Below are 12,875 nucleotides of genomic sequence, written 5' to 3'. Positions count from 1 at the left end.
CGAATACTCCAGGTTTTTAGATCAGTTCATTGGGGCCGGCTGCGCCGGGATCCGGTCTGAAGAACGACCGGTTGGGTTGTGCATCCACAAACGGCATGCCATAGAATTTTCGATAAAAAGTGTCCGCTTCGGCGTCCAGATCGAACTGGAACACCTCCGGGTGAAGGGCATTTGCAAGCACCATGAGCCCCAGGATCCAGCGTGGATTCCCGAAATCCCAGGATGGGGGCATACTGACGATCTTTCCGGCGTCAGCAGCCCGGGTACACACCCCGTGCTCCCTGCAGAAGGCCATCACCTCCTCCGGCGGACTGGAGAAGAGCCCGGATATGACGATGATATCCGGGTCCATCCTCTCAAGGTCAGCCGGCGTCACGGTAATTCCGGGCTTTCCCATCCTCGGCAGGTCCCGGTTCACCGAGAACCCGCCGGCGGCCTCGACCAGACGGGTCTCAAACCGTCCCTCGTTGAGCGCAAAGAACGGGGTGCCCATCATGTAATACACCCGGGGCTTGGGCAGGGCGGATACGTGATCCTGGATGAACCCCGCCCTCGCCTGCATATGTTCGATGAGTTCGGCTCCCTTCGCCTCCCGTCCGGTCAGTCCGGCCAGATAGGTCACGATCTCGTAATAGGAATCGATCGTCTGGATCTTCTTGTGAAGCTCGTTGATGTAGTTGCTCTGCATGAAATCGAGCCAGACCCGGGCGCAGGCCGTATCATCGGTGACATCCAGGCAGGTCAGGATCGCCTGGATGATCTCGAATGCCCGGGTCGGGCGGTAGCCCCCCATCATCCCCTCTTCCAGAAACGAACCCGATGCAATCGAGCCGGTCACGGGCAGGTGATACCCGCAGGCGCACACCCCCAGCGGTTGAAGACCGATGATTCGTGCCCCCATCGGCCCCAGCATCTCCCGGGTGATCACCGGTTCTCCACAATGGGGACAGAGGGTGTTGAGGTACGGACTCCCGGGAGAGTTGAACAGGTACACGAACGATGAATAGTTCCTGATCGTATCGCAGAACCGTTCGGATTGGTGGATAGAAGGTTCGAGGGAGAGATCGGCGGATCCCAGCGGGATGAACCGCATGACCTGGATGGGAATGGCCGGAGAGATCCCGGCGATCTCCTGACAGGCAGCGAGCACCTCCTCCTCATTGCCGTTCATATGCATCACCGCGACCTCGACATGGACCCCATTCATAAACAGCGTCCTGATATTCCGGAATACCGGTTCTGCATGCTCGGCCCCGCACGCCTGGTCCTCCTCATCGCTCCGTCCGTTCAACTCGATGTTCACGGCATCGATGAAGGGGAGAAGCCGGCGGAGGGCGCTCTCCGTGAAGTAGCCGTTGGTGGAACACCCGACCAGCAGCCCCCGGCTGTGGGCGGTCTCGGCCAGGTCGAGAAATGTCCCGAAGGAGACGGCGGGTTCGTTCAGACAGAACATGATGCCCAGACAGTGCTCTGCTTCTGCCCGGTCGACGATCTCGTCGGGGGTCAGTTTCGTCAGCGCCGGCCCGAATTTCTTCGTCGCCCGGGTCAATACCTCGGAGACACAGCCGGTGCAGGAAAAGTTACACCTGATGGTGCTCACCTGGAGAAATTTTCCCCGGGGATAGAAGTGAAGGAGGGGCATCGTCTCGATGCTGATCGGGTACCTCACCAGATACGACCCGGCGAACCGTTCGGTGATCGTACCGTCACTCGTGATATACATCCTGCATCTGCCAGCCTTTCCCTCCGGAATCTCACAGGTATGTTCACAAATTTCACAGCGCATAGCGATCACATCCGATACGTCAGCGCCGCATCCAGATCCAGAGCCCGGATTCGTCATCGATGAATCCATAATGGCCGGCCCCGGCAGCGGTGTTCAGAATCCCGTCGACATTCTTCCGGTTTCTGGTCCCCTGCCGGTTCCGGAACCCTCGCTCCCAGTCGGGATCCCGGACCTTCATCGTCTCAATGATCTCGTGTTTCAGGGAATTATTCCCAAAACCGCCACCGATATACGCCCACCCGTCGTCCTTCATGACCCTCAGGATCTCCCGGAATGCAACGAGGGGATCCTCCCAGAAGAACCAGGAGCCGCGGCTGACGACGAGGTCGAAGGTCCCGTCATCGAACGGGATCGTGTGAACATCGCCCAGAACGGGTTTCACTGTCTTTGAACGGTTCTGTTCGTCGATATTTTCCTGGGCGATCGCTTTCATGATCGGGGAGCAGTCCATGGCATACATGGTGAGATCCGACCGGGCTGCGACGGCGAGCGCGAGATGTCCCGGCCCGCTGCCGATGTCCAGGCCCTGGCCGGACATTATTTTTGTTTTTGCCAGGATCTGTTCGGCAATCACCGGATAGATGGGGGCGAAGACCTGCTTCGCCACCTCGTTGAACTCCCGGGCCTTTCTCTCATTGGTCAGGGAATTGGGGCATGCTTGTTTCTGATTCATGATTTCACCTCATTCTTTGAGACAGGTTTGAACGCGTTCATGGACTCCGGATGCTGCGTATCTCTGCACCGGCACTGTCCGGACATATGGGGCACGCAGACCTGGCGAGCGACATCGTGATTGTAGATGATCGAGACATCCACCCCGTACGCCCGCCTCAGGTTCTCTTCGGTGACCACCGCTTCAGCCGGCCCGTAGGCCATGAACGTCCCGTCCTGCATGATCGCCACGTTGTTGGAAGACAGGAACGCATGGTCCGGGAAATGGGAACTCATGATCACCGATAACCCGTCGCGGGCGAGCCGGTCGATGATCTCTAGGACCCGGATCTGGTTGCCGAAGTCGAGGTGCGAGGTCGGTTCGTCCAGCAGCAGGACCTCCGGCTCCTGGGCCAGGGCCCGGGCGATCATGGCCAGTTGATACTCTCCACCGCTGATCTCGTTCACCGGTTTGTCGGCGATCCGGGTGATGCCGACGAGGTCCATCGCTGCATCGGTTTTCGCATGGTCCTCTCTGTCCGGGGACGAGAAGAGATCGAGGTGAGGCGCCCTGCCCATCAGGACGAAGTCCCGGACCTGAAAGGGGAAGACGATCTCGTGGGCCTGGGGGACGTATCCGATAATCTTTGCCACATCCCGGCGGTTCAGTGATCTGATATCCCGGTCATGCAGCCGGATCGACCCGTCACAGAGCGGGTTGAGGTTCGCCAGGCAGCGGATCAGGGTCGACTTTCCGATCCCGTTCGGGCCGAGGATACAGAGCACCTCCTGCTCTGCAAGGCTGAATGAGATATCCGAAAAGATCTTCCGCCGCTGGTCGTACCGGAAGCCGGCCTCCTGAACATCGAGGATCATATCCATCCCACCGACTTCCGGCTGAGCAGGTAGGCAAAGAACGGCGCCCCGATGATGGCGGTCAGGATCCCCAGCGGGATCTCCGCATTCGTGAGCATCCGGGCGAGATCGTCGATGATGAGCATATAACAGGCCCCTAAGAGCAGACAGACCGGCAAGAGTTTGGTATAATCCGGGCCGACCAGCATCCGCCCGAGGTGCGGGACCACCAGGCCGACCCAGCCGATGATACCGGCGATACAGACTGCCGATGCGGTGATCAGCGTCGAACAGAGGATGATCACCTGTGCCATCCGTCTGGTGTCGATCCCCAGCGTCCGGGCCTCGTCATCGCCCACGGCAAGGAGATTGATCCGCCAGCGGATGAGGAGCAGGATACCCGTGGCGATAAGGAAGGGAGGAATCACCATCACGATATCCGAGTACCGGACCGACGAGAGACTGCCCATCAGCCAGAAGGTGATCGCCGGCAACTTCTCGTACGGGTCGGCGACGTACTTGGTGAGCGAGATCAGAGCAGAGAAGAAGGCCGCAACAATGATACCGGAGAGGACGAGGATCAGGGTCGGTGTCGTCCGGTAGATCCGGCTGAGCAGGTAGGTGACGGTCACGGCCAGGACTCCAAAGCAGAAGGCTGACAACTGGACCATCGCCAGGTTCCATGACAGGAGGATGGCTAGGGCCGCTCCGAACCCCGCCCCCGAAGAGACACCGAGGATGTCCGGCGAGACCAGCGGGTTCTTGAAGAGTCCCTGGTAGGCAGCGCCGGCCACCGAGAGCCCGGCACCCACGATCACCGCGGCAATGACCCGGGGGAGCCTGACCTGATAGATGACACTCTCTTCAGCGGCCGTCCAGATCGGTTCGAAATGGATGAGGTGTCCAGGTATCAGGTCGACCAGGGGTGCGGCCAGCAGCTGGAGCACATGCAGGGGTGAGACCGGGTACTGCCCGATAAAGAGCGAGGCGAAGAAGAGCACCGGCAGGAGACAGTAGACCAGCACCGTCCCCACAGATGGCGTGAGGATCATCCTGAGAAATCCTGCCGTCCCGCAGGAAATATGGGCGACCGCACTGGATCTCCCGGTCTTAGTTGTGATGCCGATCCCCTCTAGGCGTTACGGTCATCCTGACCTCTGCATCGTGCAGCATCATAACCGCACAGGCGGCCAGGGCTCCGATACTCACCGGCCACTTCAGGTCGTCCGGGCAGAGTCCTGTGCAGTAGAGCAGGAATATTGCGACAATCGTGACGCCGGTCATGATATGGAAGTGCCGGATACGGAAATCCTCTTTGTTGCAGGGTCGGATACTCCCGGAGATCCGGCAGGTCTCGTTGAAGGGGTACATGAGGCACAACCCCTTCTTGGTGCAGAGATCCTCAAAGAAGTGGAAGAGCAGGCCGACGATGATGCCGGCAGAGAATACTCTCAGGTAATGGAGTTCCGGACTGAGTGGGAACAGCCCCATGATCAGGAGGACGCAGCACGCGATAAAGCCGGTCAGGAAGAAGAGGCCTGGAAGGGAGTGGGTCAGCCGTTTGTCTTCAGCCTCTGTCTGCACCCCCAGGAACCGTTCACAGAGGGAGATGTAGAGACGCAGCACGGTCTTCTTGAAGATCTGGATCAGAAGCCAGATTGGGGATAATGCGTTGAACCGCCGGGGCCGCTTCATCTGAATGTCCGGCAGAACGGCGCCGACACAGACCCCGGAACCGACCACTGGAAGCAGAATTGGGTTTCCCGCGATCAGGGGCAGGTACAGGATGAGCATCCCCCCGCATGCGAGACTGATATGGTGACGGGTGATCATGATCTCTTTTTCCTGGAGTATGTACTGATTACTGATCCTCGTCTCGTTACCAGACGATGAGCAGGGTTGCAAATGTCCCGATCATAAGAAAACTGATAAACAGGAGCACTGAAGCCCTGCCTGGTGTGGAGACTCCGGGTTTACCAGAAGAATCCAGGATGTCGGTCTCCCACCCATCAAGGTCGGGGACCGATGTATGCAGGTCCCGTCCAGCAAATGGCTGCATGATTTCGTGAATAGCACCCATGGTGTATCATCATCTGGTTGGTTGTTGGACTATTTATAATTATAATTGATTTATTTTCAAATTAACTTCAATAGATTAACAAATATGAACCACTCTGGTACTCTCTCGGAAACTTGGTTCAGGAAAAACCTCGTTTTTTTTTGCATCTGAAATTGACCTTATGGCGCATTGAGTAAATAGATTATAGTTTAAATATCCCAAAAAAGCGTAAATTGTTACTAAAAATGCTCAACAAAACTGTGATGTTGATCTCTGAATGGTGGAGACTATAGTATGAATAGATCCAGATTATTTCCAGAGATTCAGGGGATTTTGTTATAGGGGATTTCGTTATTGTTCCTGAGTCTTACCCTCCTGATAACTCTGTGTGCCTTTTCTGGTTGCGCCGGTGAAAAATCTTCGGCATCATCACCCTCACAGAATATCACCCCGTCTACCGGGATCGATGTGGGGCTTCCTGTGGATTCACCGTCCGACATGGTCTCTTCCAATGTCATGACCAAGAAGAACGGGGTCCCGACCGGTTCGCTGATCTATGAGGGGGAGGCCTGGTTCGGGAAAGACCGTCTGAACAGTTCGTTGGCGTGATCGTGCATCCGGTGTCGCTGGCATCTGTCGACCGTTCGGCCCGGACGGTAGGGGAGATCTGACCTGCCAGAAGAAGCACAATCTGAGTTCTCGCCAGAATTCTGTTTAAAACTTTACTTTAATAACTAGGAAATAAAGATCTCTCTCCATGAACAATTCACCATTGCATTGTACCCCGGCTTCTTCTGACAACCCGGGAGATTCCCCGCATCCCATCGACCGGTTTTTTTGGAGAGAGCAATGGCGCCAGCTGAAACTTGCCCATTGTGCAGTACCGAATTATGGCAACTCCCGACAGTTCTGGGGGAACAAAAAGAAGGTTCATACGGTATACACGAAAGGGAATACCAATCATGACGAGATCACCCGGACCCGGTTGGATTCGATGAGCATTCCGGACGGTTCGCGTGTTCTGGATATCGGAGCCGGACCGGGCACCTACGCCATCCCGCTCGCAGCCCGCGGTTGTAAGGTGACCGTGGTCGAACCCTCGCCGGTGATGCGGGAACTGCTGGAGGCCCGGATACAGGAAGAGAAGATCGAGAATCTTGTCGTCATCCCCAAACGCTGGGAGGATGTCCGGGTCGGCGAACTGGGTGAGCCATTCGATGCCGTCATCGCATCCTATTCCCTGACGATGATGGATATCGGGGAGGCCCTCGAGAAGATGAATGCCTGCTGCCGGGGAACGGTGCACCTCTTCTGGTTCCTGCTACCGCCGGCATGGGTTCAGGTCAACAGGGACCTGTGGCCGTTTCTGCACGGTGGCATCTTCCCCGGGGAACCGACTGCGGACTGGCTCTGGCAGGTCCTGTATGAGATGGAGATCTATGCAAATCTGCAGGTGGACACCCGTTTTCCCCCGTCACGGTATGCGAATGTGGATGAAGCCGTCGAAGAGTTCCTGCAGCGTCTGAACTGCACGACACCTGCCCAGGAGGAGACGGTTCGGAACTATTTCCAGACGATGCTTCGGCAGGACGGGGACGCCCTTGTCCTCGGGGACGGAACACTGGGTGCACACCTCTGGTGGAGCACCGTATAACGAAGATACAGGGTGAAAATATGAGTGAGTATGAAGAATTATTCAACAAGGCAAAGGAATTTCACGGGCATGTCTGCCCGGGTATCGTTCTTGGAACACGGCTGGCCATTGCAGGGTTGCGGGAACTGGGGATGGATCCCCACGAAAACAACCGCAATCTGATCGTCTACCTGGAGATCGATCGATGCGGGGCTGATGCCGTGCAGGCGATCACCGGGTGCTCGCTGGGCCATCGGAATCTCAAACACATCGACTACGGCAAATTTGCAGCGACCTTCGTCGACATCGGAACCGGCAAAGCAGTCCGTGTTGCTGTCCAGGAGAAGAACCGTGCACAGCACGACCAGCTGGACCCAAAGGACGTGATCAAACTCCTCGGAGAGATCCCCGAGTCGGAGATCCTGAAGATCGAGAGGGTGCAGATCTCCGTTCCCGAAGACGATATCCCGGGCTTTCCCCGGGAGAAAGCGACGTGCAGTGTCTGCGGGGAACAGGTCATGGACAACCGGCATATCGTCGTCGACGGAAAGGTTCTCTGCAAGAACTGCGGGATCACGTCGTATTATACTGTGCTGGAATCGTAGAGGATAACGCCATTCGAACTCCAATGACTCCCATCATCCCCGGCTGCGTTCCCCCGTTCTCCCATTCCCGATACTGGAGGGATCTCTGGCGGCAGAAGAAACTCGCCCTGTTGGCGGCACCGAAGTACAGAACCTCCCATTCCTACTGGAAGAACAAACAGAATGTTCTCGAACTGTACCTGAAGAGCCGGAAGACGGCGGCGTGGCAGGAGAAGATCAGGTCGCACCTCGACTTCATGAAGATATCTGCCGGCTCTCGGGTGCTCGATATCGGGGGAGGGACCGGAACCCTCGCGGTTCCGCTGGCCGCCCGGGGATGCCGGGTCACGGTCGTCGAACCATCTCCGATGATGCGGGAGGGATTGGCGGAGAATGAGTGTGAAGCAGGAGTATCCGGCATCCGGGTTATTCCAAAACGCTGGGAGGACGTATCCCTGCAGGAGCTGGATGGTCCGTTCGACGCCGTGATCGACGGGTATGCCCTCTCGATGCCGGATATCGGAGAAGCCCTGGAGAAGATGCAGGCCTCCTGCACCGGCACCGTCCATCTCTTCTGGTTTCTGACGCCCCCAGCCTGGGACCGAATAAGCATAGACCTCTGGCCGGCTCTCCATGGGGGCGTGTATCCCGGAGAACCGCTGGCGGACTGTCTCTGGCAGGTGTTATATGAAATGGGAATTCATGCGAACCTCACGGTCGAGGCGAAGAGACCGACGTTCTTCTCTTCTGTTGAAGCGGCCGCACAGGATTATTTCCAGCGCCTGAACTGCTCGACCCCGGAACAGGAACAGGTGCTGCTCTCCTATTTCGGGGAACACCTCCATCGATCCGGTGACGGTTTTTCGTTTGGGGGGCGATCGTTCAGTGCCCATATCTGGTGGAATGGTGGAGATGGAACTGCGTAGATACCATCAACACAAGGATATATCTGAACAGGGACAGAGTTCTGTATCCGCAATTCTCCCCTCCAAAAAAAGAGCGTGAACCATGACATCCCCCTTTCAAAACCCGATCCCACCCAATCCCGGCTGGCAGCGTCGTCTCTACCGTCTCTCCCGCCCGGTGACCAGAGAGGACATCGACTCGTTTTTAGGGAACGAGGACCTGTATGTGCGGGAGACAGCAGCTGGCCCGGTGAATATCATTCAGAAGTACGGTCTTCTTGAGATTCATGCACTCATCGGCGAGAAGCAGGTCGAGGTCTGGTTCAACCCGGACAAGGGGGCCTATCCCTCGGAGTATCTCGATGCTTTGCTTGCGAGCCGGTTCGATTAGGATCCGACGTCCGGAATAATGAAAAGAGAGGGTTTAATCGGTTCCAACCATCACTTCTGATGCTTTTATGACCGCAAAAACCTTCGATCCTTCCTTCAGATTCATGTTCTCTGCAGAGGTCGTGGTGATCGATGAGACGAGTTCATTCCCTCCGGCGATGGTGATCACAACCTCTGTGCTCACTGGACCTTTCTTGATCGACTTTACTGTTCCTGCAATCTGGTTTCGTGCGCTGATCTTCATGATTCACTCCACGGGTCAATGGATGCTGGATCTATTTAATTGTATTCACGCGGAATGAATCCCATATCATGCTAATTGAAGAGATATAGGGAAGAGGGTTCATAATTCATCCCTGTTCGGATCTTTCATCTCACCTCTTCCCGATCAGTTTAACAACACATATATTTTACATTTGCATATTATAAACTATGAAAAATAAACTTCTTGGTTTTATGATCCTCTTCCTCATTGCAGGATCCCTCCTCATTGCAGGGTGTACATCCACCCTGTCGGGGAGTACGCCCAACAGCACCGTGGCGATAAACAATACCACCGGGGCTTCGCAGGGGAGTCTCCTCGTGTACGCCGGCGCGGGACTCAAAACCCCGATGGACGAGATCGGAACGGTGTTCACCCAGAAGTACGGAATCGACGTCCAGTACACCTATGGCGGTGGCGGTACACTCGTCTCCCAGATGAACCTGACACACATAGGTGACGTCTTCATCCCCGGGTCGACGGTCGAATTCAGCACCGCAAAGAACCAGAGTCTGGTCAATACATCCCAGCTGATCGGCTATCATGTCCCGGTGATCGCTGTGCAGAAGGGAAATCCGAAGAACATCACCACCATCAAGGATTTCGCAAAGCCCGGCCTGAAGATCGCGCTCGGTGATGTCAATGCCACGGCCATCGGTAAGGCTGGTGATAAAATGTTCACAAAGTTCAACATCACCCAGGCCGTCGAGAAGAATGTCGTCACCCGCACACCGACCATCAACGAGCTGACCGTGATCATGAACACCGGCCAGGCGGATGCAGCCCTCCTCACCCTCGACCAGATCAACCCTGAGACGATGGATGCCATCTCGATCCCGGTCAGTGATAACGAGGTGCTGGTCGTGCCGATCGGGGTGACGACCTTTACGAAGAACCAGGCGAGTGCCCAGAAGTTCGTGGACTTCGTGGCGTCGGATGAAGGAAAGGCCATCTTTGCGAAGGACGGGTTCCCCACCTACCCGGACCCGGTATACGCAAACGTCAAGCCATAAGGAAAAAAGAGGTTCACCATGACAGAGTTCACACCCATCGGCATCGCCCATTCACCGTTTCAGACCGCAGGAGCTCCCCCGTTCCAGAGCACCTTCTCACAGGCAGAGGGGACCATCGAGGTCTTTCCTGAGTTCCAGGAAGGGCTCAACAGTATCGAGGGGTTCTCCCACCTGATCCTCCTCTCCCATTTTAACTGCGCAGAGCGATGTGCCCTGCTTGAGAAGCCCTTATCGGACGGGGTGGTCTACCACGGCATCTTCGCATCACGCCATTTCAATCGCCCTAATCCGATCGGGATCTCCTACGTCGCCCTCACCGGGGTCGATGACGGAACCCTCCGTGTCACGGGTCTCGACCTTCTCGAAGGCACCCCGATCCTCGACATCAAACCCTATGTGCCGGCCTTCGACAGTATCCCCGATGCCGTCACCGGCTGGGTATCGGCGCAGCATATCGAGAGGATCCGCGAGACGAGCATTCGCGCCCAGCAGGATCTGGTCCGTCAGCAGTCCCGGTAATCTCTGGATGATCCCTGATGCGAAGGCTCTTCCTCTCCCTCACGTATCTCATTTTTTTCGGTATCAGCGCAATTCTCCTGGGCCTCTTTCTGTACTCCCCGTTGCCGGCGCTCGCTGCATCCCTGGCGAGTCCTGAGATCCGATTCGCGATCCTGCTCAGCCTCGGCACCAGCGTCATCTCGACGGTCATCTGCACCGCGTTCGCCATCCCGGCTGCGTATGCACTCGCCCGGTATCAGTTCCCGGGGAAACGGATCGCGACCCTGGCCCTGACCCTTCCCCTGACGCTCCCGCCGCTGGTGGCCGGCATCGCCCTCCTCCTCTTTTTCGGCACGACCCCGTGGGGCAGGGCGCTGGAGGACGCCGGGTTTGGGGTGATCTTCACTCCGCTCGGGATCATCGTCGCCGAGGTCTTCGTGAACATCCCCTACATGATCCGGATCCTGCGGTCAGCCTTCGCCGCCGTGAACCCCCGCTATGAATATGTGGCAAAGACCCTCGGCTGCACCGACGCCGGCGCCTTTCTCCAGGTCACCCTGCCGATGGTCCGCTCCGGTCTTCTCGCCGGCACGGTCATCACGTGGTCGAAGTCCATGGGGGAGTTCGGGGCCGTGCTGATGGTGGCCGGGGCGACGCCGATGAGGACCGAGACCCTGCCGATCGCCCTGTACCTCAACATCTCGACCGGGGACCTGAACCTGGCGGTGGCGGCCGCCACGATCCTGATTCTGATCTCGATCGTCACGCTCTGTGTGGTGGAGTTCGTCGACCGGGGGGTGCATGTCTATTAGCGGGGAACGACCGGTCCTCCGCATCGAGTCCCTCTCCGTCACGCTCGGCGAGTTCTCGGTACAGGAGATCTCCTTTGAGATCCGGCCTGACGAATATTTTGTCATCCTCGGTCCGTCGGGTGCAGGAAAGACGGTCCTCCTGGAGACCATCGCCGGGATCCACACCCCGGATGCGGGGAGGATCTTCCTGGACGGCCGGGAGATCACCGGGACAGAACCGCGGTTGAGGAATATCGGGATGGTCTACCAGGACTACATGCTCTTTCCCCACCTGACGGTCGAGGAGAATATCGCGTTCGGGTTGCGCCAGAAAAAAATTCCTTCGGCCGAGCGGCACACGAGGGTCGAAGATATGTGTTCCCTGCTGGAGATCCGTCCCCTCGCCGGCCGGTACCCGGGCACGTTGAGCGGGGGAGAGCAGCAGCGGGTCGCCCTGGCCCGGGCGCTGGTGCTCAGGCCGGCGCTCCTCCTCCTCGACGAACCGTTGAGCGCCCTCGACGGCCGGACACGGGAGAGGATGCGCTGGGAACTCTCCCGGATCCAGCGGCTCACCGGGACCACCATCATCCAGATCACCCATCATTTCGACGATGTCTTTGCGCTCGCCGACAGGGTGGCGATCATGCGGGAGGGGCGGATCGTTCAGGTGGGGGAGACCCCGGACGTATTCCTGCATCCCGCGGACACGTTCGTGGCTGAGTTTCTCGGGATCGGAAACATCATCAGGGGGAATTCTGACAGAGCCGGCACACTCGCCCGAATCACACCATCCCGGGGTCCGGGGTTCTCTGCCGCTTCTGATATCGTCGGGGAGGTGGTGGCCACCCTGCATGCCGAGGACGTGATCCTCTCACGGGCGCCGTTCGCCTCCAGCGCCCGCAACTGCCTTTATGGGATTGTTACTGAGATTATTCCCTGTGGGAGCACGGTCCGGGTCGTTCTGGATGTGGGGTTCCCGCTCACGGCCCTCCTCACCTGCGAGAGCTGTCGGGACCTGCTGCTTGAACCGGGGAGTGGGGTCTATGCGACGTTCAAGGCAGCAGCGGTGCATGTGATTCCGGTCACGTCGGAATGATCTGATGCAATCTCATACCCTCGGCCGATGACCTTATCAGAGTCGGCGTCTTCAACCTGGTACAGGTGCTGATATGTTACAGGTGCAGGTGATGGGTGTATGAAAGCGACGGTCGACCGGTTCGAGGAGGATCAGGCGGTGCTCCTTCTCCGGGATGACGAGCGGGTACAGTTGGTGATCCCACGGGCTCTGCTGCCCCCCCTTGATGAAGGGGATATCCTTGAGATCACGATCGAGCGGAACGAGCCGGCCACCCGTGAGGCCGAGGAGCGGGCGCTGGAGATCCTGAAACGGCTGAAGGAGAAGGATCTCTGAGTGGGCAGGTCCTCGCCTGTGCCATCCGATCACCTCC

17 protein-coding genes are annotated in these 12,875 nt (G+C 57.6%); 10 read left to right on the top strand and 7 right to left on the bottom strand.

What is annotated here, in order from left to right:
* Positions 1–16: 16 nt before the first annotated feature.
* The 6 genes from MPAL_RS07915 to MPAL_RS07890 form a co-directional block, all read right to left on the bottom strand.
* On the bottom strand, positions 17–1,723 hold the full coding sequence (locus MPAL_RS07915) for a radical SAM protein (RefSeq protein WP_174255661.1): 1,707 nt from the start codon (positions 1,721–1,723) through the stop codon (positions 17–19).
* Between the two features lie 82 nt (positions 1,724–1,805).
* Positions 1,806–2,459: a class I SAM-dependent methyltransferase gene (locus MPAL_RS07910; protein WP_012618227.1), complete on the bottom strand. Its 654-nt coding sequence runs from the start codon at positions 2,457–2,459 to the stop codon at positions 1,806–1,808.
* Positions 2,456–3,313 (bottom strand): ABC transporter ATP-binding protein, encoded by an 858-nt coding sequence (locus tag MPAL_RS07905; protein WP_012618226.1) that lies wholly within the window; start codon positions 3,311–3,313, stop codon positions 2,456–2,458. Before MPAL_RS07905 ends, MPAL_RS07910 begins: the two co-directional genes overlap by 4 nt.
* Entirely contained in the window at positions 3,310–4,344 is a 1,035-nt protein-coding gene (locus MPAL_RS07900; protein WP_012618225.1) for a FecCD family ABC transporter permease, read from the bottom strand. The genes MPAL_RS07905 and MPAL_RS07900 overlap by 4 nt, the downstream gene beginning before the upstream one ends.
* A 58-nt stretch (positions 4,345–4,402) precedes the next feature.
* Positions 4,403–5,125, bottom strand: a complete 723-nt coding sequence (locus tag MPAL_RS07895) for a metal-dependent hydrolase (protein ID WP_012618224.1) — start codon at positions 5,123–5,125, stop codon at positions 4,403–4,405.
* A 46-nt stretch (positions 5,126–5,171) separates the two neighbouring features.
* Positions 5,172–5,351: a hypothetical protein gene (locus tag MPAL_RS07890; protein WP_048145275.1), complete on the bottom strand. Its 180-nt coding sequence runs from the start codon at positions 5,349–5,351 to the stop codon at positions 5,172–5,174.
* 480 nt (positions 5,352–5,831) lie between these two features.
* Here MPAL_RS07890 and MPAL_RS17215 point away from each other — a divergent pair, with 480 nt between their 5' ends.
* The 5 genes from MPAL_RS17215 to MPAL_RS07865 all read left to right on the top strand — a co-directional run bounded on the left by MPAL_RS17215 (position 5,832) and on the right by MPAL_RS07865 (position 8,864).
* Positions 5,832–5,960 carry a hypothetical protein gene (locus MPAL_RS17215; protein WP_269078462.1) on the top strand — a complete coding sequence of 43 codons (129 nt, stop codon included), beginning with the start codon at positions 5,832–5,834 and terminating at the stop codon, positions 5,958–5,960.
* Positions 5,961–6,108: 148 nt separating this feature from the next.
* Positions 6,109–7,005: a class I SAM-dependent methyltransferase gene (locus MPAL_RS07880; RefSeq protein WP_012618221.1), complete on the top strand. Its 897-nt coding sequence runs from the start codon at positions 6,109–6,111 to the stop codon at positions 7,003–7,005.
* A gap of 20 nt (positions 7,006–7,025) precedes the next feature.
* Complete coding sequence (locus MPAL_RS07875) at positions 7,026–7,589, top strand: FmdE family protein (RefSeq protein WP_012618220.1); 564 nt, start codon at positions 7,026–7,028, stop codon at positions 7,587–7,589.
* A 23-nt stretch (positions 7,590–7,612) separates the two neighbouring features.
* Positions 7,613–8,494, top strand: a complete 882-nt coding sequence (locus tag MPAL_RS07870; RefSeq protein WP_012618219.1) for a class I SAM-dependent methyltransferase — start codon at positions 7,613–7,615, stop codon at positions 8,492–8,494.
* A gap of 82 nt (positions 8,495–8,576) precedes the next feature.
* Positions 8,577–8,864: a hypothetical protein gene (locus MPAL_RS07865; RefSeq protein ID WP_012618218.1), complete on the top strand. Its 288-nt coding sequence runs from the start codon at positions 8,577–8,579 to the stop codon at positions 8,862–8,864.
* A 33-nt stretch (positions 8,865–8,897) separates the two neighbouring features.
* Here MPAL_RS07865 and MPAL_RS07860 read toward each other — a convergent pair whose 3' ends face one another.
* On the bottom strand, positions 8,898–9,107 hold the full coding sequence (locus tag MPAL_RS07860; RefSeq protein ID WP_012618217.1) for a TOBE domain-containing protein: 210 nt from the start codon (positions 9,105–9,107) through the stop codon (positions 8,898–8,900).
* Between the two features lie 188 nt (positions 9,108–9,295).
* On the opposite strand from MPAL_RS07860, the gene modA reads away from it, so the two are divergent.
* The 5 genes from modA (at position 9,296) to MPAL_RS07835 (ending at position 12,838) form a co-directional block, all read left to right on the top strand.
* Positions 9,296–10,138 carry a molybdate ABC transporter substrate-binding protein gene (gene modA, locus MPAL_RS07855; RefSeq protein WP_012618216.1) on the top strand — a complete coding sequence of 281 codons (843 nt, stop codon included), beginning with the start codon at positions 9,296–9,298 and terminating at the stop codon, positions 10,136–10,138.
* An 18-nt stretch (positions 10,139–10,156) separates the two neighbouring features.
* Positions 10,157–10,657, top strand: coding sequence for a tRNA (N6-threonylcarbamoyladenosine(37)-N6)-methyltransferase TrmO (gene tsaA, locus MPAL_RS07850; protein ID WP_012618215.1), 501 nt, complete (start codon positions 10,157–10,159; stop codon positions 10,655–10,657).
* 17 nt (positions 10,658–10,674) lie between these two features.
* The gene (locus tag MPAL_RS07845) at positions 10,675–11,448 is read left to right on the top strand and encodes an ABC transporter permease (protein ID WP_012618214.1); all 774 of its coding nucleotides are present in this window, start codon (positions 10,675–10,677) and stop codon (positions 11,446–11,448) included.
* A complete protein-coding gene (locus MPAL_RS07840; protein ID WP_012618213.1) occupies positions 11,438–12,523 on the top strand; it encodes an ATP-binding cassette domain-containing protein in 1,086 nt (361 codons plus the stop codon). The genes MPAL_RS07845 and MPAL_RS07840 overlap by 11 nt, the downstream gene beginning before the upstream one ends.
* Positions 12,524–12,622: 99 nt before the next feature.
* Positions 12,623–12,838: a DUF3006 domain-containing protein gene (locus MPAL_RS07835; protein ID WP_012618212.1), complete on the top strand. Its 216-nt coding sequence runs from the start codon at positions 12,623–12,625 to the stop codon at positions 12,836–12,838.
* Positions 12,839–12,875 lie beyond the last annotated feature (37 nt).

The sequence above is a fragment of the Methanosphaerula palustris E1-9c genome, from assembly GCF_000021965.1.
Classification (GTDB): Archaea; Halobacteriota; Methanomicrobia; order Methanomicrobiales; family Methanospirillaceae; genus Methanosphaerula; species Methanosphaerula palustris.
Note: the sequence above shows the minus strand (reverse complement) of the source record. Positions and strands in the feature narration are given on the sequence as shown.